Here is a 19,667-nt window from a genome sequence, read left to right on the forward strand (position 1 = left end):
CCGGCCCGCACCGCCGGGTGCGCGCCGCTCCCCGCCCTGCCCGGACGGCCGCGGACCCGGCCGTTCAGGTCACTCCACGCCGATCAGCAGCAGCGGCCCCTGCCGGCCGCCCCGGTAGACCACCGTGTCGACCGCCAGGTACGACTCGCGCACCCGGGCCTCCAGATGCGCCGCGACCGTCTTCGGGGCCTCGTCGCCCAGGACCAGGGTGACCATCTCGCCGCCCGCCGCGAGCATCCGGTCCAGGACGGTCTCGGCGGTCGCCGTGACGTCCGAGCCGATGACCGCGACATCGCCGTCGATCAGGCCGAGGACGTCCCCGGCCTGGCAGATGCCCGCCATCGTCCAGGACTGCCGTTCGGCGACCGCGACCTCGGCGTACCGGGTCGCCCCCGCCGCCGACGTCATCGCCACGACGTCCTCGTCGAAGCGCCGTTCCGGCTCGTGGACGGCCAACGCCGCGATCCCCTGCACCGCGGACCGGGTCGGGATCAGCGCCACGCGGATGCCCTCCGTACGGGCCTGCTCGGCCGCCGCGGCGGCGGTGTGGCGCAGGTCCGCGTCGTTGGGCAGCAGCACCACCTCGCGCGCGTGCGCCCGCCGGACCGCCTGCACCAGTTCCCCGCTCGCCGGCGGCTCCCCGGGCCGGGCGAGCACGGTGGTCGCCCCGGCCTGCCCGTACAGCCCGGCCAGGCCCTCGCCCGGCACGACCGCCACCACCGCACGCTGGGCCCGCTCGCGCGGCGGCCGCGCGGCACGCGTGGTGTGCACGTCCCCGGCGGCGAAGTGCGTGATCCGGATCCGGTACGGCCGCCCGGCCTCGACGCCCGCCTCCACGGCGGCGCCCGCGTCGTCGACGTGCACATGGACGTTCCACAGCCCGTCGCCACCGACCACGACCAGTGAGTCGCCGAGCGCGTCGAGCCGCTCCCGCAGCCGTGCCACGGCCTCGTCGCCGGCCTCCAGGAGGTAGATCACCTCGTAGGCGGGGCCACCGCCGTCCGCCGGGGCGCCCGCGCACTCCTCGCAGGCGGCCCGGGTGTCGCCGTTCACGCGCGCGTAGGCCCCCGAACCGCCGGGGACCCGTGGTGCCTCCCCCGTGAACGTCTCCACCAGGGCGGCGAGCACCGCCACCAGTCCCCGGCCGCCCGCGTCGACCACACCGGCGCGCTCCAGGACCGCCAGCTGCCCGGGCGTCTCCGCGAGGGCCGCGCGCGCTCCCTCGTACGCCGCCCGGGCGACGCCGGCGCAGTTCTCCTCCGCGCCGATGGCGGCGTCCGCGGCGGCCGAGGCGACGGTCAGCACGGTGCCCTCCACGGGGTGGGCGACGGCCTCCCGCGCGGAGTCGGCCGCCCTCCGCAGCGCGAGCCGCAGTCCCTGGCCGTCGGTGTGAGCGCTCTCACCGTCGGCGGCGAGCACCTGGGCCATGCCACGCAGGAGCTGCGCGAGGATCGTCCCGGAATTGCCGCGGGCCCCGATGAGCGCGCCGTGGGCCATGGCCCGCATGGCGTCGGCGAGCGTCGGCCGTTCGGTGCCGCCCGCCTCGTATCCGGCGAAGACCGCCTCGACGGCCGCGGCGGCCGACTCCACGGTCAGATAGAGGTTGGTACCGGTGTCCCCGTCGGCCACGGGATAGACGTTGATCGCGTCGATCTCCTCGCGCGCCCGTCCCAGCGCCTTGAGCGCGAGACCGCACCAGGTGCGCACCGCGAGGGCATCCAATGGCTGCGGCACCTGCGCCACCTGCGCCTCCTTGAGCTGCTGGACGTGGGACGCAGCGTAGACCCACACCGGGTACGGCGCGGAAGAGGGCCGGAGGGACGTCCGGCGCCGGGGGCCTCGGCGCGGCCGGCTCCGGGCCCGGAGCCGCTCCGGGCCCGCGACGTGGGGCGGGGCGGCCGTGGTAGTTTCGTTGTACGGGCGCAGCCGTTGTATGCTGCTCCGGTTGCCCGATCCAGGTCGGGCTTTTCCCCTGGCAGAGCCACTCAGATCCTATGATCTCGATCCCGGCATGCCGGGATCAACCGTAAGTGCATCTGAAGTCTTTGGAGTGACCCGTGGCTGCCAACTGCGACGTCTGCGGCAAGGGGCCGGGCTTCGGCAACAACATCTCGCACTCGCACCGCCGTACGTCCCGCCGCTGGAACCCGAACATCCAGCGTGTGCGTACCGTGGTGGGCGGGACGCCGAAGCGCGTGAACGCTTGCACCTCGTGCATCAAGGCCGGCAAGGTCTCGCGCTGACGCCAGTTAAGCGCGCGGCCACCGCCGGTTCGCCGCACAAAGCCGGTCCACTGACGTGGGCCGGCTTTCTGCTGTGCCCGCACGGCCGCCACCTGCCAGAATCCGCCCCATGCGCTTCGGCATCCTCGGGCCCCTAGACGTCCGCACCGACGACGGAACCCCCCTGGACCCGGGCGGCCCCCGCCCCCGCGCACTGCTGACACTGCTGCTCCTCGACGCGGGCCGGACCGTGTCCGCCGGGCGCCTCGCCGACGATCTGTACGGCGACGAACCGCCCGCGGGCCGGGCCAACGCGCTCCAGTCGCAGATCTCCCGCCTCCGCAAGCGGCTGGCCCCGCACACGCGGATCGAGGCGACCGCCACCGGGTACCGGCTCTCCGTCTCCCCCGACACCGTGGACGCCCACCGCTTCGAACGGCTCGCCCGGGAGGGCTCCTCGGCCCTTGCGGCCGGTGACCACCGTGGGGCCGCGGCCGTGCTGCGGGAGGCCCTCGGGCTGTGGCGCGGCCCCGCACTCGCCGATCTGCCCGGCGCGCCCGCCGGGCGGGTCCGCCTCGAGGAGCTGCGGCTGGCCGCCGTGCAGGACCGCGCCGAGGCGGACCTCGCGCTCGGCGCCGGCCCCCGCCTCGTACCCGAGCTGCGCGAGCTGCTCGCCGTCCACCCGCTGAGCGAGCGGCTGTACGCGCTGCTGATGCGGGCCCTGCACGCGAGCGGACGGTCCGCGGAGGCGCTCACGGTGTACGAGGAAGCCCGTCGCACGCTCGCCGAGCAGCTCGGCGCCGACCCCTCCCCCGAGTTGTCCGCTCTGCACCAGGAGCTGCTGCGCGGCACCGGACCCGCCCTGGGCGGCCGCCTGCCCGCCCAGCTGACCCGCTTCGTCGGCCGGGCCCCGGAGCTCGCCCGTATCCGCACCCTGCTCGCCTCGCCCGGCACCCGCCTGGTCACCCTCACCGGGCCGGGCGGCGCGGGCAAGACCCGACTGGCGACGGAGGCGGCGCGCAGGTACGCCGAGGGCCGGGACGACACCGGTGGCGCCCCCGGCACGAGGGCCCGGGCCACCGCCCCCGACGTCTGCTTCGTCGAGCTCGCCCCGCTGACCGACGGCTCCCGGATCCCGTACGCGGTGCTGGCCGCGCTGGGCGTGCGCGAGGGTTTCCGGGGGCCCGCCGCGGACGCCGGGGAACGGCTGCTGGCCGTTCTGGAGGACCGGGAGCTGCTGCTGGTGCTCGACAACTGCGAGCACCTCGTGGAGGACGCGGCGCGGTGGGCCGCCCTGGTCCTCGGCTCCTGCCCCGGCGTACGGATTCTGGTGACCGGACGCGAGGCGCTGGGCATCACCGGGGAGGTGCTGTGCCCGGTGCCGCCGCTGCCCCCGGAGCACGCGATGGGGCTCTTCCTGGACCGGGCCCGCGCCGTACGCCCCGGCTTCGGCGGGCACGCGCGCGTGGCGGACGTCTGCGCCGCGCTCGACGGACTGCCGCTGGCCATCGAGCTGGCCGCGGCCCGGCTGCGCACGCTGACCCCCGAGGAGCTGGCCGACCGCCTGGACGACCGGTTCCGGCTGCTGTCCCGGGGCGACCGCACCAAGGCGCCCCGGCACCGCACCCTGCGCGCGGTCGTGGAGTGGAGCTGGGACTTGCTGGACGACGAGGAGCGGGAGCTGGCCCGGCGGTTGTCGGTGTTCTCGGGTGGCGCCACGCTGTCGGCGGTCGAGGCGGTGTGCGGTGTGCCGTACCCGGAGGACCTCCTGGCGTCGCTGGCCGAGAAGTCCTTCCTCGAGGTGGCCGACGGGCGCTACCGGATGCTGGAGACCATCCGCGCGTTCGCCGCCGAGCACCTGGTGGCGGCCGGTGAGCGGGAGCGGCTGCGGGAGGCGCACGCCGCGTACTTCCAGCGGCTGGCCGAGCGGGCGGAGCCGTACATCCGCGGCGGCGAGCAGCTGACCTGGCTGGCCCGGCTGACCGCCGAGCACGGCAATCTGGACGGGGCCCTGCGCCACCTCGTGGCCACGGCTCCCGAGGACGCGCTGCTCCTGATGGCTCACCTCTCGTGGTTCTGGCGGCTGCGCGGTCCGCACGGCGAACAGGTGCCCGTCGCTCGTGCGCTGCTGGCGGCCATAGGCGACGAACCTCCCGAGGGGCTCGCCGAGGAGTACGCCCTGTGCGCGATGAACACGGTCACCGGACGCGGCGACGACCCGGCGGAACCCGGCCGCGTCGCGCGCATCTCCGGGATCCTGCGCGCCCTGGACCGGCCGCTGCGGCTGCCGTTCACGATGGTCCTCTGGGCGCTCTGCGGAGGCCCCTTGCTCACCGCGGACACGGAACTCGAGGCCATCCGGCTCGAGGACGACCCGTGGGGCCGCGCACTGCTCGATGTGGGGCTCGCCTACCAGGCACAGTTCGCGGGCCGCCCCGACGACTCCGAGGCCGCCTTCGCCCGGGCCCTGGACGGCTTCCGCGCGACCGGTGACCGCTGGGGCATGGCCAACTGCCTCGATCCGCTGGGCGGCTTCGCCGACGGGCGCGGCGAGTACGGGCGGGCGCTGGAGCTGTTCGACGAGGGCCTGGCACACGTGCAGGAGCTGGAGGCGCCCGAGGAGACCGCGGACCTGCTGCGCTCCCGGGCGGCCGCGCTGCTGCACCAGGGCGACTTCGAGGAGGCGGCCGCGCACTTCGAGCAGTCGGCCGGCCTCGCCCGCGCGGCCGGTGTGCCCGACAAGGAGGCGAGCGCCCGCCGCGGCCTCGGTGATCTGGCCCGGCTGACCGGGGACACCGCCCGGGCGCGCATGGAGTACGAGAGAGCCCTTCAGGCGTGTGCCGCCAACTGGTTCAGCGTCGGCGAGAGCGTCCGCATCCTGATCGGGCTCGGCCGTACGGCGGCCGCCGAGGGGCGGACGGAGGAGGCCCGCGCCTGGTTCGGGCAGGCCGCCGAGCTCGCCGGGGAGGGGGCGGGTGTGCTGGAACTCGCCGCGGCCGCCGAGGCATTGGCGTCGGTCGCAGAGTCGCCCGAGCGCGCGGCCGAGCTGCTGGGCGCCGCCACGGCCCTGCGGGGCGCGCCGCTCCCGGGCGACCCCGATGTCGTACGCACCCTGCGGGCCACCCGCGAAAAGCTGTCCCCCAAAGCCTACGAAGAGGCCTTCGACCAGGGGCGACGTCTGCGGTCAGCGGCGGTCAGCGAACGGTAGGAGCACGGTCAGCGCCGTCACCGAAGCTCCTTCCCATGACGAACACACCCGACCTCGGCCACCTCACCGTCCTCGTCTCCGGCGCCAGCGTCGCCGGACCCGCCGTCGCCCTGAACCTCGCCCGGTACGGTGCCCGCGTCACCGTCGTCGAGAAGGCTCCGGCCCTGCGCGAGGGCGGCTTCGCGGTCGACTTCCGTGGACATGTGCACCGCAGGGTGCTGACGGCGATGGGCATCTGGGACGACATCCACGCCCATCAGACCCACATGGGCCGGCAGACCGTGGTGGGTGCCGACGGCACCCCGCGTGTGGACCTGCCGGCGGAGTTGATGAGCGGCGATGTGGAGATCTCCCGCGGTGACCTCGCACGGATCATGTACGAGCGCACCAAGGACCGCGTGGAGTACGTGTTCGGCGACTCCATCGTCACGCTCACCGACACCCCCGAAGGCGTCGACGTCACCTTCGAGCGGGGCGCGCCCCGCCGCTTCGACCTGGTCGTCGCCGCGGACGGGCTGCACTCGCACACCCGCCGCCTGGTCTTCGGCGACGAGTCCCGCCATCTGCGCTTCTTCGACCACTATGTGGCCGGCTTCGACGTCCCCAACCACCTGGGGCTGGACCGCACCGGGCGGGTCTACAGCGAGCCCGGCCGCGCGGTCGTCATCGGCAACTACGACGGCGACCCGGACCGCGCCGGCGCCCTGCTCGTCTTCCGGTCCGAGCAGCTCGCGTACGACCGCCGGGACGTCGCCGCGCAGAAGAGGATCCTCGCCGAGCGGTTCTCGGGGATGGGCTGGGAGGCGCCCGCGGTGCTGAAGGCCCTGGAGACGGCGGACGACCTGTACTTCGACGCGATCGCCCAGATCCACATCGACCGGCTGACCAAGGGACGCGTGGTGCTCCTCGGGGATGCCGGGTACGGCGCCACGATGGGCGGGATGGGCACCGGTGTGGCCGTCGTCGGCGCGTATGTCCTGGCGGGCGAACTCGCCCTCGCCCGCGGCGACCACCGCACGGCCCTGGCCGCGTACGAGGCACGGATCCGGGACTTCGCCAGGGGCTGCCAGAAGATCTCCGGCAACGCGGGCCCCTTCTTCGCCCCGGCGACCGAGCGGCGGATCCGCAGCCGGGACCGGATGTACCGGCTGCTCAGCTCGCGTCTGCTCGCCGGATTCTTCAAACGGCTGACGGAGAAGGCGGCGACGGACATCAGGCTGCCCGAGTACCCCGCGTGAGGCAGTGACCGCTTCCGCGAGCGGGCAGGCGTCCCGGAGGCGAACGGGACGGGAGACTACATCTCGATGTCTCCGAAGTGGTCCCAGCCCCCCTTGCTGGTCCACGGCGCCCCGTCGACCGTCACCTGGGGCAGCGCGGAGGGGTTGAGGACCTCGCCGATCACCTTCCAGCGCGCGGGCAGCTTCACGTCCGCCGGGAAGGTCGCCACGATCGCGTGGTCCTCGCCGCCCGTGAGCACCCACTGGATGGGGTCGACGCCCACGGCCTGCCCGATGTCGTTCATCTGGGAGGGGATGTCGATGGCGCCGGAACGGATGTCGATGCGCACCTTGCTGGCCTCCGCGATGTGCCCGAGGTCGGCGATGAGCCCGTCGCTGACGTCGCACATCGCGGTCGCGCCGAGCCCGGCGGCGGCCGGCCCCGCGTGGTACGGCGGCTCAGGGCGCCGGTGCGCCTCGACGAAGGCGCGCGGCGAGCGGAACCCGCGGGAGAGCACCGCGTGCCCGGCCGCGGACCAGCCGAGCCAGCCGGTGACGGCGACCACGTCACCGGGCTGGGCGCCGGCCCGGGTGACCGGCTCGTGGCCGCGCAGATCACCGAGCGCGGTGATCGAGACCATGATGGTGTCGCCGCGTACGACATCGCCGCCCACCACGGCCGCGCCCGCCACCTGGCACTCGTCGCGCAGGCCGTCCATCAGCTCGGTGGGCCAGGCGACGGGCAGTTCGGCCGGGACGACCAGACCGAGCAGCAGAGCGGTCGGCACGGCGCCCATCGCGGCGATGTCCGCGAGGTTCTGCGCGGCCGCCTTGCGCCCGACGTCGTACGCCGTCGACCAGTCCCGGCGGAAGTGCCGCCCCTCCAGCAGGATGTCGGTGCTCGCCACCACCCGGCGGTCGGGCGCTGACACCACCGCGGCGTCGTCGCCGGGGCCGAGCCGGACCGCCGGGGTGGTGGTGAGCCGCGCGGTGAGCTCCCTGATGAGCCCGAACTCGCCCAGCTCGCCCACGGTGCCCTTCATCGTCGTACGTCCCCTTCTCTTGCCTGCCGCGCGCGGTCGCGAGCCGTCGTCGCCGCCGGTACGGTCGAGTCGACCGTCAACTTGTGTCGCGGGTGTTCCCCGGTGCTCACGCCACAGCCCCCGCGGGTCTCCCCGCGGCAAGCGGCGACGCGATACCGTGGCGTCCTTTCCCCCCACATGATCCTCGTGGCCGCCTTGGAGGTTCCGTGGTACAGGCGTACATCCTGATCCAGACGGAGGTCGGCAAGGCGTCGACCGTCGCCGAGACGATCAGCAAGATCCCTGGCGTCATCCAGGCCGAGGACGTGACGGGTCCCTATGACGTCATCGTGCGCGCCCAGGCCGACACCGTCGACGAGCTGGGCCGCATGGTGGTCGCGAAGGTCCAGCAAGTGGATGGCATCACCCGCACCCTGACCTGCCCGGTGGTGCACCTGTAGCCCCCGTCTACCCTTGGCCGGTGGACTTCTTCCGTCACCGGCTCCTCGGACTGCCCGCTCTCGCCCTGTTGATCGCCGCGGCGGGCTGTTCCTCAAGCGACGGCAGCCCCTCGGCGGCGGTTCCCAGCCCGGACCCGAAGGTCACGCAGCTGTGCCGGAACCTGGACAAGGTGCTGCCGCGGAAGGTGGACGGCCTCGAGCGGAACGATCCCGAGCCCCGGTCCGCACTGACGGCGGGCTGGGGAAGCCCGGCGATCATACTGCGCTGTGGCGTGGTGAGGCCCGCGGAGATGGACGACGCCGAGGCCGACGGCATGGAGGTCGACGGTGTGGGCTGGCTCCTGGAGAAGCGGGACGACGGCTCCTTCCGCTTCACCACCACGCTGCGCCGGGCATACGTCGAGGTGAGCCTGCCCAAGACACACACGGAGGGCGGGGTGGCACCGCTCGTCGCTCTGGCGCCCGCCGTCAAGAAGGCGATCCCCAAGGGGATCGCCGACTGAGAGATCGTCCCGCTGCTGCCGCGGGCTCGCCGAACGGTGCTACCGCAGGCCCGTCGAACGGTTCAGCGCCGCCTGGATCAGGCGGTCCACCAGCTCTGCGTAGCCGATGCCGCTCGCCTGCCACATCTGCGGGTACATGGAGATCGGCGTGAAACCGGGCATCGTGTTGATCTCGTTGATCACGAACTTCCCGTCCTCGGCGAGGAAGAAGTCCGCGCGGACCAGCCCCTCGCAAGAGGCGGCCTCGAACGCCTGCACGGCGAGCCGCTGGACCTCGGCGGTCTGCTCGTCCGTCAGCGGCGCGGGCACGATGCCGGGGGTGGAGTCGATGTACTTGGCCTCGAAGTCGTAGTAGGCGTGCGCGTCCGGCGGCGGGATCTCGGCCGGCACCGAGGCGCGCGGGCCGTCCTCGAACTCCAGCACACCGCATTCGATCTCGCGTCCGCGGACCGCGGCCTCCACGAGGATCTTGGGGTCGTGCCGCCGGGCCTCGGCGATCGCCTCGTCGAGACCCGAGAGGTCGTCGACCTTGGTGATGCCGATCGACGAACCCGCGCGCGCGGGCTTCACGAACAGCGGCCAGCCGTGCTCGCCGGCGAAGTCGACGATCTTCTTGCGGGCGGCGGACTCGTGGCGCTCCCACTCGCGCGGGCGGATCACCACGTAGGGGCCGACCTCGAGCCCGAACGAGGTGAACACGCGCTTCATGTACTCCTTGTCCTGGCCGACGGCGGAGGCGAGGACTCCGGAGCCCACATACGGCACACCGGACAGCTCCAGCAGGCCCTGGAGGGTGCCGTCCTCCCCGTAGGGGCCGTGCAGCACCGGGAAGACCACGTCGACCTCGCCCAGTGCCTTGGGCACCGAACCGGGCTCGCTGTAGACGACTTCGCGGTTCGTGGGGTCGACGGGCAGGACGACGCCGCCTTCGTGCGACTCGGCGAGCTCCTCGACGCTGGGCGTACGGCGGTCGGTGATCGCCATCCGCTCGGGCTCGTCGGCGGTGAGCGCCCAACGGCCGTCCCGGGTGATACCGATCGGCAGGACGTCGTACTTCGTCCGGTCGATGGCGCGCAGCACGGCACCGGCCGTGACCACGGAGATGCCGTGTTCGGAGCTGCGGCCGCCGCAAACGACGGCGACGCGCGGCTTGCGAGGGGGCTGCCCAGGACTCTGGGGGAGGTTCTCGGTGCTCATATCGCGATGAGAGTACCCGGTGGTAGGGCCCTGAGACAGCGTCCGCCGGCTGGGTCGCTCAGCGTCGTTCCGGCTTCGCGCTGCGCGACATCAGCTCCTTGAGGGCGACGACCGGGGGCTTGCCCTCGTGCACGATGCCGACGACCGTTTCCGTGATGGGCATGTCGACGCCGTGCCTGCGGGCCAGATCCAGCACGGACTGACAGGACTTGACGCCCTCGGCGGTCTGCCGGGTGACCGCGATGGTCTCCTCCAGCGTCATGCCCTTGCCCAGGTTGGTGCCGAAGGTGTGGTTGCGCGACAGCGGCGAGGAGCAGGTGGCCACCAGGTCGCCGAGGCCCGCGAGCCCGGAGAAGGTCAGCGGGTCGGCACCCATGGCGAGGCCGAGCCGGGTGGTCTCGGCGAGCCCGCGCGTGATGAGCGAGCCCTTGGCGTTGTCGCCGAGGCCCATGCCGTCCGCGATGCCGACCGCGAGACCGATGACGTTCTTGACCGCCCCGCCGAGTTCGCAGCCGACGACGTCGGTGTTGGTGTACGGCCGGAAGTACGGGGTGTGGCAGACGGTCTGGAGGCGCTGGGCGACGGCCTCGTCGGTGCAGGCCACCACGGCGGCGGCCGGCATCCGGGCGGCGATCTCGCGGGCCAGGTTGGGTCCGGTGACGACGGCGACGCGTTCCGGTCCGACCTTGGCGACGTCCTCGACGACCTCGCTCATCCGCATGGCCGAGCCGAGTTCGACGCCCTTCATCAGGGAGACGAGGATCGTGTGGGGCGCGAGCAGCGGCGTCCACTCGGCGAGGTTCCCGCGCAGGGTCTGCGAGGGGATCGCAAGTATCGCGAAGTCGGCCCCGCGCGCGGCCTCGGCCGGGTCCGCGGTGGCCCTCAGGTTCTCGGGCAGTTCGACGCCCGGCAGGTAGTCCGGGTTCGTACGGGTGGAGTTGACCGCCTCGACGAGTTCGGTGCGGCGCGCCCACAGGGTGACCTCGCACCCGGCGTCGGCGAGCACCATGCCGAAGGCCGTCCCCCACGATCCCGTTCCGAACACGGCCGCCTTGACCGGCTTGCTCACTTGCCCTGCCCCTCCTTCTGGCGTTCCTTCTCCTGGGCGGCACTGCGGCGGCGCTGCTGGATGCGCACCTCGCGCGGGTCGTACGGCTTCTCGGGCGCCTTCTCGCCGCGGATCTCCTCCAGCTGGCGGGTGATGGCCGCCATGATGACCTCCGTCGCCTCCTTCAGAAGCTCGGGGGACATCTCCTTGTCGTAGAAGCGCGAGAGGTCCACGGGCGGGCCCGCGAGCACATGGTGGGTCTTGCGCGGAAAGAGGTTCGGCTTCCTGGCGTAGGGCGGCAGCAGCTCGTTGGCTCCCCACTGGGCGACGGGGATCACCGGGCACTTGGTCTCCAGCGCGACGCGGGCGGCACCGGTCTTGCCGGTCATCGGCCAGCCACCCGGGTCCCGGGTGAGGGTGCCCTCCGGGTAGAAGGCGACGCACTCGCCGCGCTCCACCGCGTCGATCGCGGCCCGGAAGGCGCTGAGGGCGTCCGTGGTCTCGCGGTAGACGGGGATCTGCCCGGTCCCGCGCATCGCGGCGCCGACGAATCCCTTCTTGAAAAGGCCGCTCTTGGCCAGGAAACGAGGAACGCGCCCGGTGTTGTACTGGTAGTGAGCGTAGGCGAACGGGTCCACATGTGAATTGTGGTTCACCGCGGTGATAAATCCGCCTTCGGCCGGAATGTTCTCCATTCCGTGCCAGTCCCGCTTGAGCAGAACCACCAGCGGCGGTTTGCAGAGGACCGCTGCAAAGCGGTACCAGAAGCCGATTCTGCGGCGGGGCACGCGGACACCTTCCTCTAGGGACCCGGCGATCAGGCCGGGGCTGGGGCTGGGGGGCCGCATAAGTGTCGCCCCGAGCCGCCCGTCTGTCGAGAACACGGTACGCCCGCCCGTCTCCGGCGACGGCCGTTGCATGGGGCTCGCACACCTTTTCCACGCCCCGAGCGCCGGGAGAACCCTCGGATCCCCGGGAGGATCCGGGTGACAATGGACGCGCCAAGACAGGGACGGAGCGCTCGTGCAGTGGACTGTGGTCGTACCCCTGAAAGCCCTTGCGCGGGCGAAGAGCAGGCTCTCGGACACCGCGGCCGACGGTCTGCGCCCCGGGCTCGCCCTCGCCTTCGCCCAGGACACGGTCTCCGCCGCGCTCTCCTGCGCCGCGGTGCGTGATGTGGCGGTCGTCACGGGCGACCCACTGGCCGGGCGCGAGCTGGCGGCCCTGGGTGCCCGGGTCGTCGCGGACGAGCCGGCGGACGGTCTGAACGCCGCGCTCGCGCACGCGGCGAGGGTCGTGCGGGCGGCCCGGCCCCGCGCCGCCGTGGCGGCGCTGAACGCCGACCTCCCGGCGCTGCGCGCGGTGGAATTGGCCCGGGTCCTGGATGCGGCCGCCGAATTCCCCCGCGCTTTTCTGCCCGATGCCGCGGGAATCGGTACGACGCTGCTCGCCGCGGCTCCCGGGCGGGAATTGCTGCCCGCATTCGGTACGGATTCCAGGGCGCGGCACCGCGTCTCGGGTGCGGCGGAAATCGCCCTTGACGCGGTGGACTCCGTGCGCCAGGACGTGGACACCGGCGAGGACCTGCGCGCGGCCCTGGCCCTGGGTGTGGGCCCGCGTACGGCGGCCGTGGCGGCCCGGCTGCTGATCCCGGGGCAGCCGGCGGGCTGACGCGGGGCCCGGCTCGGGCGGGCGTCGGCCGGGAACAGGGGGCGTGGAACGGCCGATAGGCTGCCGTCATGCAGGCGACCGCGTACACCTACGACCCCGAGACCCGCACCGGCCAGGTGCTGCTCGACGACGGCACCCCCGTCCCCTTCGACGCGCCCGCGTTCGACGCGGGCGGGCTCAGGCTGCTGCGCCCGGGGCAGCGGGTGCGGATCGAGACGGAGGGCGAGGGCGAGGCCCGGCGTATCACGCTGGTGACCCTGCACACCTTCTGAGCAGGCCGCTCCGGACCGTCGCCCGGCATTTTCCGCGCACACCCCCGAACGCACCGCGGGCCGGGCTCCCCCTGGGAGCCCGGCCCGGCGCGTGAGTACCCGTGCGCCCCGTTACCGGCGGGCGGTGCTCTTCTTGGCAGTGGTCTTGCGTGCCGTGGACTTCTTGGCCGGGGCCTTCTTCGCCGGGGCCTTCTTGGCCGCCGCCTTCTTCGCGGTGGTCTTCTTGGCAGTCGTCTTCTTCGCGGCCGCGGTGGTCTTCTTGGCGGTCGTCTTCTTCGCGGTGGTCTTCTTCGCCGCCGCCGTGGTCTTCTTCGCGGGCGCCGCCTTCTTGGCGGCGGCCTTCTTCGCCGGGGCCGCCTTCTTGGCGGCGGTCTTCTTGGCCGCGGCCTTCTTGACCGTGGCCGCGGCACCGCCGGTGAGGCTGCCCTTGGGCGCCTTCTTGACGGAGACCTCACCCCCGCGCGGCAGCTTCTTCGTGCCGCTGACCAGGTCCTTGAAGCCCTGGCCCGCGCGGAAGCGCGGCACGGAGGTCTTCTTGACCCGAACCCGCTCGCCCGTCTGGGGGTTCCGGGCGTACCGGGCAGGACGCTCCACCTTCTCGAACGAACCGAAGCCGGTGACCGAGACCCGGTCGCCTCCGACGACCGCGCGGACGATGGCGTCCAGGACCGCGTCGACAGCATCGGCGGCCTGCTGGCGACCGCCCATCTTGTCGGCAATCGCTTCTACGAGCTGCGCCTTGTTCACGTCTTCCCCTTCGGACATCGCCAGAACGAAAGTGTTCAAGCTTTTTCGCACGTTAGGCAGATATATACCGCAAATCAAACACGAAACGGGCTAATCACCCTTGTGCCGCAACCGACTCGGCCGTCTCAGAGTTCCTCTTCGGGGATTCGCCCCTCATCGAGGCCGGTCACGAACCGTGCGAGACGCCTGGCGGCTTCGGCGGGATCGTGCTTGGCCGCGGCCGTAATGACCAGCAGCTTCCGGGTCAGCGCCATCCGTACGCCCTCCGGGACTTGCAGTGCGCGCACCCTGGAGTGCGCTTCCTTGAGTTGGGCCGCGACCGCCGTATAGAGCTCGAGTTGGCCGTCGTTGTCCATGCACAGATTGTGCCATCTGGGGCGAGTTGTCGCCCCCGCTGGGGGCAACTACCGCCTCTCCGCCGCTCTCCGGGGACCCGGGCACCCGGAACCTCCGAGCCGCAGGTACCCCGGCAATGACCTTTGTAACCAGCGGAGTTGTCCCCCTCCGAGGCGGCGCGCCGGGCCCGCCCGGGGGCGGAAACGGCTGTACCCCCAACCGTCCACGATTGGGGGTACAGACAGGTGTTGCGGTGGCCGAAACCAGCCCTTGCGGGTGGCCCGGGTGTCAGACCTGGAGCGTCCGCGGCTTGTAGGCGGGGCGTCCCGCCTCGTACGCGGCGATGTCGGCCTCGTTCTGGAGGGTGATGGAGATGTCGTCGAGGCCGTTCAGCAGCCGCCAGCGGGAGTTCTCGTCCAGCTCGAAGGCGGCGGTGATGCCCTCGGCGCGCACCTCGCGGGCCTCCAGATCGACCGTGATCTCGGCCTGCGGGTTCTTCTCCGTGAGCTCCCACAGCGCGTCCACGGTTTTCTGCTCCAGCACGACCGTGAGCAGGCCGTTCTTGAGCGAGTTACCCCGGAAGATGTCGGCGAAGCGCGAGGAGATGACCGCCTTGAAGCCGTAGTTCTGAAGCGCCCAGACGGCGTGCTCACGGGAGGAGCCGGTGCCGAAGTCGGGGCCCGCGACCAGGACGGTCGCGCCCTGCCGCTCCGGGCGGTTGAGCACGAACTCGGGGTCCTTGCGCCAGGCCTCGAACAGCCCGTCCTCGAACCCGTCCCGGGTCACCTTCTTGAGCCAGTGAGCGGGGATGATCTGGTCGGTGTCGACGTTGCTGCGGCGCAGCGGGACGGCCCGGCCGGTGTGCGTGGTGAATGCTTCCATGACTTCTCAGACTCCAGCGGGCGTGCGAGTGTCGGCGTCGGACAGATCGGCGGGGGACGCCAGATGGCCCAGGACCGCCGTCGCGGCGGCAACCTGCGGCGAGACCAGGTGCGTACGGCCGCCCTTGCCCTGCCTGCCCTCGAAGTTGCGGTTGGAGGTGGACGCGGAGCGCTCGCCCGGGGCCAGCTGGTCCGGGTTCATGCCGAGGCACATCGAGCAGCCCGCGTGCCGCCATTCGGCGCCGGCCTCCTTGAAGACCACGTCCAGGCCCTCGGAGACGGCCTGGAGGCCCACCCGCGCGGAACCCGGGACGACCAGCATCCGTACCCCGTCGGCGACTTTGCGACTCCGGAGGATCTCGGCCGCGGCGCGCAGGTCCTCGATGCGGCCGTTGGTGCAGGAGCCTACGAAGACGGTGTCCACGTCGATGGACCGCAGCGGCTGTCCTGCCTCCAACCCCATGTACTCCAGGGCCTTTTCGGCGGCGAAGCGCTCCGAAGCGTCCTCGTACGAAGCCGGGTCGGGGACGGAGGCCGAAAGCGGAGCGCCCTGGCCCGGGTTGGTGCCCCAGGTGACGAACGGGGACAGCTCGGCGGCGTCGATACGGACCTCGGCGTCGAATTCCGCGTCGTCGTCGGTCCGCAGGGTTTTCCAGTACTCGACCGCGGCGTCCCAGTCGGCGCCCTCGGGGGCGTGCGGGCGGCCCTCGAGGTAGGCGAAGGTGGTCTCGTCGGGGGCGATCATGCCCGCGCGGGCACCGGCCTCGATGGACATGTTGCAGATGGTCATGCGGGCCTCCATCGAGAGCTTCTCGATGGCCGAGCCGCGGTACTCCAGGATGTAGCCCTGGCCGCCGCCGGTGCCGATCTTCGCGATGATCGCCAGGATGAGGTCCTTGGCGGTGACGCCTTCGGGCAGCTCGCCGTCGACCGTGATGGCCATGGTCTTCGGGCGGGCCATCGGCAGCGTCTGGGTGGCGAGCACGTGCTCGACCTGGGAGGTGCCGATGCCGAACGCCAGCGCGCCGAAGGCGCCGTGCGTGGAGGTGTGGGAGTCGCCGCAGACGACCGTGGTGCCCGGCTGGGTCAGGCCCAGCTGCGGGCCGACGACGTGCACGACACCCTGCTCGACGTCGCCGAGCGGGTGCAGGCGCACACCGAACTCGGCGCAGTTCTTGCGCAGGGTCTCCAGCTGGGCGCGGGAGACGGGGTCCGCGATGGGCTTGTCGATGTCGAGGGTCGGGGTGTTGTGATCCTCGGTGGCGATGGTGAGGTCGAGCCGGCGCACCTGGCGGCCGCTCTTGCGCAGCCCGTCGAAGGCCTGCGGGCTGGTCACCTCGTGCAGCAGGTGCAGATCGATGTAGAGGAGGTCGGGCTCGCCCTCGGCGCGCCGGACGACGTGGTCGTCCCAGACCTTCTCCGCCAGTGTCCTACCCATCGCTTTCCCTCCGGCCGGGCACGCGTGCGCCGACCCAACTAGAGATCCTGGGGGTGGCAGCGCCCGCCCCCCGCGTTTCCGGGCGTGTGCCGCCGGGCCCGTAGGTCCACGGGCCGTCGTGACTTCCAGGGTGGCGCGTTCCACGGAAAATTGAACTTGCGTTTCACAGAGTGAGACGTGAGTATCGTTGCATGGACAACAGTAGCGGCGTCGGCGTTCTGGACAAGGCGGCCCTCGTCTTGAGCGCTCTGGAGTCCGGTCCGGCCACCCTCGCGGGTCTGGTCGGCGCCACCGGACTGGCACGACCCACGGCCCACCGCCTGGCCGTGGCACTGGAACACCACCGTATGGTGGCGCGCGATATGCAGGGCCGTTTCATTCTCGGCCCGCGGCTGGCCGAGCTGGCCGCGGCGGCGGGCGAGGACCGCCTGCTGGCGACGGCGGGTCCGGTGCTGACCCACCTGCGCGATGTCACGGGCGAGAGCGCGCAGCTCTATCGCCGCCAGGGCGACATGCGCATCTGCGTCGCCGCCGCGGAGCGCCTGTCCGGCCTGCGCGACACGGTTCCGGTGGGCTCCACCCTCACGATGAAGGCCGGCTCCTCGGCGCAGATCCTGATGGCCTGGGAGGAGCCCGAGCGGCTGCACCGCGGCCTTCAGGGCGCCCGCTTCACGGCGACGGCCCTGTCGGGCGTACGGCGACGGGGCTGGGCCCAGTCCATCGGTGAGCGCGAGCCGGGCGTGGCGTCCGTCTCCGCGCCCGTGCGCGGCCCCTCCAACCGTGTGGTGGCCGCCGTGTCCGTCTCCGGACCCATCGAGCGCCTGACGCGCCACCCGGGCCGGATGCACGCGCAGGCGGTCATCGACGCGGCCGCCCGCCTCTCCGAGGCGCTGCGCCGCTCCGGCTGACCGCCGCAGAGCACGTACTGACCGTCGCAGAGCACGCGGAGGGCCGGCCTCAACGCCGCGGCAGGCCCTTTCCGGTGAAGGCGAGTGGGGCGCACGGGATCCGGGCGCGCACCACAGAAGAAACATCGACCACACAGACCACATGTGCCCCTACAGCCGCATGCACCGGGGACACCGAAGTCCTCGCGCCATCCGCGCAGTTGGCCGGCCCGGAAAACGCCGCAGGGCCTCCACCGAAGTGGAGGCCCTGCGAGCCGTGTACCCCCGACCGGATTCGAACCGGCGCTACCGCCTTGAGAGGGCGGCGTGCTAGGCCGCTACACAACGGGGGCGAGGATCTTACGTTTCCGCAGATCCGAGCTGGTCTACCTGGACTCGAACCAAGACTAACTGAACCAGAATCAGTCGTGCTGCCAATTACACCATAGACCAATGTGGTTTAGACCAGTCGTACCCCCGACCGGATTCGAACCGGCGCTACCGCCTTGAGAGGGCGGCGTGCTAGGCCGCTACACAACGGGGGCCCTAGCGATCCCCACCCGGCGGAGCCGGATGTTGTCCACACGACGACAACGGTAGCGACCCGGCTGTCCTCGCGAGATGGATCTGTACCCCCGACCGGATTCGAACCGGCGCTACTGCCTTGAGAGGGCAGCGTGCTAGGCCGCTACACAACGGGGGCTTGCGGATGGGATCCGCGAGTGCAGATGAGCTCTGCGAGCTGGCCTACCTGGACTCGAACCAAGACTAACTGAACCAGAATCAGTCGTGCTGCCAATTACACCATAGGCCACTGGAACGCAAGCCCCTGAGGGGGTTTTGTTCTAGCTTGCGCCTCCGGTTCCGGCCTTTCGGCCCGCTCCCCGGCGGCGCAGGAAGAACATTACCCGAAGGTGGACGGCGCTCCAAAACGGGTATCCGCACGGAGTACCGCGGGGAGTTTGTCGAGGGAGGCGATCCGGTGCAGGCCGGCGGGCCCTTCGGGCCGTCCGGCGGGGTGCCCGTCCGTGACGACACGCACACCCAAGCGGTCGATCAACACGGACAGCAGCCCGGCGTCGGCGGCTCCCCGGCCGTCGATCTCCGGGTGGTCACCGACGTACGCGACGTGCTGCGGGGCGAGCCCGAGGGCGTCGCAGGCCGCGCGGAAGGCCCGGGCGTCCGGCTTGGAGACGCCCAGTTCGGCGGCGCACAGCACGGCCTCGAAGCGGTCGCGGACCCCGAGGGAGCGGAGCTTGTACTCCTGGACGTGAAGGCTCGAGTTGGACAGCACCGCGTGCCGGTGGCTGGCGGCGAGGGCGTCCAGGACGGGCAGGACGTCCGGAAAGAGGGCCCAGGCGGCCTCGTAGTGGTCCAGATAGCGCCGGAACCAGGCGTCGGCCTCGTCGTCGGTCAGCGTCTGTCCGAGGAAGACCCGTACGCGGTCCCGGCGCTGCTCCTCGAAAGAGGTCTTCCCGGCCGCGTACCGGGCCCACTGCCGGTCGGTGATCCGCCGCCACCGCGCGAGGGCCTCATCCACGCTCACGTACCCGCCGAGCAGCCCCTCGGCGGCAAGGTGCGCGCGCATCCCGGCGCGGTCGGCGCTCGTGTAGTCGAAAAGGGTGTCGTCGACGTCCCAGACGACGGCCTTGATCGGCACGTGGTTCACCTCCGGCTCGGGGCCCTGAGCGGGCCCCGACGACCGTAGCCGCTCAGCCGGTGGCGGCGGCAGTACCGCTCGGCTCCTCGGCGTCGGACGGGTCGGGGGCGACGAAGAAGTCGGTGACGAAACAGGTGACCTCGCCGGCCGCCGTACGGCCGATCCAGGTGGGGTAGCAGCCGTCGCCCCAGCCGGAGGAGAAGGCGGCCAGGGTGTGACCGGTCTCCGGCGCGCTGACCAGATGGGGGCCGGGGGCCCAGTCGCTGTTCTCGAAGGCGTCCCACAGCGGCCCCTCATCGCCCTCCCCCCAGCTCTGGAAGGAGGCGTCGGCCTCGGCGTCGTAGAAGCAGCCGGTGCCCGCGTCGACGCCGTAGCCGTAGAACTCGTCCTCGCCGAGCGCGCCGGCGTCCTGGCCCGGCAGCAGGGCGGGCTCCCACCGGGCGGTGGGCTCGTCGCGGATGACGAGGCGTGCGGCGGCCACCCGCAGATGAGGGTTGTCGGACGGCGGCTCGTCGGGCTGGGTGAGCGTCGCCACGGCCGCGTCGACGCGGTAGCGGCCGGGCGCGACGGAGACGGTGAAGGGCTCGACGTCCCCCTGGCCGACGTAGACGAACGGGTCACAGGCCACGACCCGGCCGGTGGGCAGCCACAGCTCGCCGCCGGAGGTCACGTCGAGCGTGCCCACCGTTCCCGACTCGTACCGGAACGTGCTGCCGGAAGTGAAGAGCCACGCGTAGTCACGGGCGGGCATCGGCATGAGGGCGCCTTTCCTTCGGGGCCGGGCACGGGCGATCCGCGGGGCGGCACGGGCGACTTCGGCCCTGCGGTGACCGTGCGGTGCGATGGCCGAACGGTAGTCCTCGGGACTGACACATGCGGCTCTTCGGGGTGCACGAA

The 19,667-nt window shown here is 72.1% G+C and carries 19 protein-coding genes and 5 tRNA genes; 8 read left to right on the forward strand and 16 right to left on the reverse strand.

Going from position 1 to position 19,667, the window contains the following annotated elements:
• Positions 1-69: 69 nt before the first annotated feature.
• Positions 70-1,743 carry a DAK2 domain-containing protein gene (locus tag ABZ876_RS20610; protein WP_361782869.1) on the reverse strand — a complete coding sequence of 558 codons (1,674 nt, stop codon included), beginning with the start codon at positions 1,741-1,743 and terminating at the stop codon, positions 70-72.
• 314 nt (positions 1,744-2,057) lie between these two features.
• Here ABZ876_RS20610 and rpmB point away from each other — a divergent pair, with 314 nt between their 5' ends.
• From rpmB to ABZ876_RS20625, 3 genes are all read left to right on the forward strand, one after another.
• A complete protein-coding gene (rpmB, locus tag ABZ876_RS20615; protein WP_003993230.1) occupies positions 2,058-2,243 on the forward strand; it encodes a 50S ribosomal protein L28 in 186 nt (61 codons plus the stop codon).
• 109 nt (positions 2,244-2,352) lie between these two features.
• Positions 2,353-5,430, forward strand: coding sequence for a BTAD domain-containing putative transcriptional regulator (locus ABZ876_RS20620; protein WP_361782872.1), 3,078 nt, complete (start codon positions 2,353-2,355; stop codon positions 5,428-5,430).
• 35 nt (positions 5,431-5,465) lie between these two features.
• Positions 5,466-6,668, forward strand: a complete 1,203-nt coding sequence (locus ABZ876_RS20625; protein WP_361782875.1) for an FAD-dependent monooxygenase — start codon at positions 5,466-5,468, stop codon at positions 6,666-6,668.
• Between the two features lie 56 nt (positions 6,669-6,724).
• On the opposite strand, the gene ABZ876_RS20630 is transcribed toward ABZ876_RS20625, so the two are convergent.
• A complete protein-coding gene (locus ABZ876_RS20630; RefSeq protein ID WP_361782878.1) occupies positions 6,725-7,690 on the reverse strand; it encodes a thiamine-phosphate kinase in 966 nt (321 codons plus the stop codon).
• Between the two features lie 206 nt (positions 7,691-7,896).
• On the opposite strand from ABZ876_RS20630, the gene ABZ876_RS20635 reads away from it, so the two are divergent.
• Together ABZ876_RS20635 and ABZ876_RS20640 are read left to right on the forward strand one after the other, a co-directional pair.
• Positions 7,897-8,130, forward strand: a complete 234-nt coding sequence (locus ABZ876_RS20635; RefSeq protein WP_028802415.1) for an Lrp/AsnC ligand binding domain-containing protein — start codon at positions 7,897-7,899, stop codon at positions 8,128-8,130.
• Between the two features lie 20 nt (positions 8,131-8,150).
• Positions 8,151-8,633: a DUF3515 domain-containing protein gene (locus ABZ876_RS20640; protein WP_361782882.1), complete on the forward strand. Its 483-nt coding sequence runs from the start codon at positions 8,151-8,153 to the stop codon at positions 8,631-8,633.
• A gap of 39 nt (positions 8,634-8,672) precedes the next feature.
• Here the strand turns inward: ABZ876_RS20640 and ABZ876_RS20645 are convergent, their stop codons facing one another.
• From ABZ876_RS20645 to ABZ876_RS20655, 3 genes are read right to left on the reverse strand one after another with little or no spacing between them, the layout of a single operon-like run.
• The gene (locus ABZ876_RS20645) at positions 8,673-9,830 is read right to left on the reverse strand and encodes a D-alanine--D-alanine ligase family protein (protein ID WP_361782885.1); all 1,158 of its coding nucleotides are present in this window, start codon (positions 9,828-9,830) and stop codon (positions 8,673-8,675) included.
• Positions 9,831-9,888: 58 nt separating this feature from the next.
• A complete protein-coding gene (locus tag ABZ876_RS20650; RefSeq protein WP_361782887.1) occupies positions 9,889-10,899 on the reverse strand; it encodes an NAD(P)H-dependent glycerol-3-phosphate dehydrogenase in 1,011 nt (336 codons plus the stop codon).
• Complete coding sequence (locus ABZ876_RS20655; RefSeq protein WP_361782890.1) at positions 10,896-11,666, reverse strand: lysophospholipid acyltransferase family protein; 771 nt, start codon at positions 11,664-11,666, stop codon at positions 10,896-10,898. Before ABZ876_RS20655 ends, ABZ876_RS20650 begins: the two co-directional genes overlap by 4 nt.
• A 235-nt stretch (positions 11,667-11,901) precedes the next feature.
• Between ABZ876_RS20655 and cofC the strand changes: the two genes are divergently transcribed.
• Entirely contained in the window at positions 11,902-12,549 is a 648-nt protein-coding gene (gene cofC / locus ABZ876_RS20660; RefSeq protein WP_361782893.1) for a 2-phospho-L-lactate guanylyltransferase, read from the forward strand.
• Between the two features lie 68 nt (positions 12,550-12,617).
• Complete coding sequence (locus tag ABZ876_RS20665) at positions 12,618-12,821, forward strand: hypothetical protein (protein ID WP_361659037.1); 204 nt, start codon at positions 12,618-12,620, stop codon at positions 12,819-12,821.
• A 111-nt stretch (positions 12,822-12,932) separates the two neighbouring features.
• Here ABZ876_RS20665 and ABZ876_RS20670 read toward each other — a convergent pair whose 3' ends face one another.
• The 4 genes from ABZ876_RS20670 to leuC all read right to left on the reverse strand — a co-directional run bounded on the left by ABZ876_RS20670 (position 12,933) and on the right by leuC (position 16,223).
• A complete protein-coding gene (locus ABZ876_RS20670) occupies positions 12,933-13,568 on the reverse strand; it encodes an HU family DNA-binding protein (protein WP_361783237.1) in 636 nt (211 codons plus the stop codon).
• Positions 13,569-13,693: 125 nt separating this feature from the next.
• A complete protein-coding gene (locus tag ABZ876_RS20675) occupies positions 13,694-13,924 on the reverse strand; it encodes a hypothetical protein (protein WP_361782896.1) in 231 nt (76 codons plus the stop codon).
• Between the two features lie 268 nt (positions 13,925-14,192).
• Positions 14,193-14,786, reverse strand: a complete 594-nt coding sequence (leuD, locus tag ABZ876_RS20680; protein WP_361782899.1) for a 3-isopropylmalate dehydratase small subunit — start codon at positions 14,784-14,786, stop codon at positions 14,193-14,195.
• Positions 14,787-14,792: 6 nt separating this feature from the next.
• On the reverse strand, positions 14,793-16,223 hold the full coding sequence (leuC, locus tag ABZ876_RS20685; protein WP_361782902.1) for a 3-isopropylmalate dehydratase large subunit: 1,431 nt from the start codon (positions 16,221-16,223) through the stop codon (positions 14,793-14,795).
• 191 nt (positions 16,224-16,414) lie between these two features.
• On the opposite strand from leuC, the gene ndgR reads away from it, so the two are divergent.
• Positions 16,415-17,131, forward strand: a complete 717-nt coding sequence (gene ndgR, locus ABZ876_RS20690) for an IclR family transcriptional regulator NdgR (RefSeq protein ID WP_009320373.1) — start codon at positions 16,415-16,417, stop codon at positions 17,129-17,131.
• 259 nt (positions 17,132-17,390) lie between these two features.
• On the opposite strand, the gene ABZ876_RS20695 is transcribed toward ndgR, so the two are convergent.
• The 7 genes from ABZ876_RS20695 to ABZ876_RS20725 all read right to left on the reverse strand — a co-directional run bounded on the left by ABZ876_RS20695 (position 17,391) and on the right by ABZ876_RS20725 (position 19,527).
• Positions 17,391-17,463: transfer RNA gene (locus tag ABZ876_RS20695), tRNA-Glu, on the reverse strand.
• A gap of 28 nt (positions 17,464-17,491) precedes the next feature.
• Positions 17,492-17,563, reverse strand: a tRNA-Gln gene (locus ABZ876_RS20700).
• A 19-nt stretch (positions 17,564-17,582) separates the two neighbouring features.
• Positions 17,583-17,655: transfer RNA gene (locus tag ABZ876_RS20705), tRNA-Glu, on the reverse strand.
• A gap of 85 nt (positions 17,656-17,740) precedes the next feature.
• A tRNA-Glu gene (locus ABZ876_RS20710) sits at positions 17,741-17,813 on the reverse strand.
• A 39-nt stretch (positions 17,814-17,852) separates the two neighbouring features.
• A tRNA-Gln gene (locus tag ABZ876_RS20715) sits at positions 17,853-17,924 on the reverse strand.
• Positions 17,925-18,014: 90 nt separating this feature from the next.
• Complete coding sequence (locus tag ABZ876_RS20720) at positions 18,015-18,770, reverse strand: HAD family hydrolase (RefSeq protein WP_361782905.1); 756 nt, start codon at positions 18,768-18,770, stop codon at positions 18,015-18,017.
• Positions 18,771-18,822: 52 nt separating this feature from the next.
• Positions 18,823-19,527 carry a DUF4241 domain-containing protein gene (locus ABZ876_RS20725; RefSeq protein WP_361782908.1) on the reverse strand — a complete coding sequence of 235 codons (705 nt, stop codon included), beginning with the start codon at positions 19,525-19,527 and terminating at the stop codon, positions 18,823-18,825.
• Between the last annotated feature and the right edge of the window lie 140 nt (positions 19,528-19,667).

Source organism: Streptomyces sp. NPDC046931 (assembly GCF_040644655.1).
GTDB lineage: Bacteria > Actinomycetota > Actinomycetes > Streptomycetales > Streptomycetaceae > Streptomyces.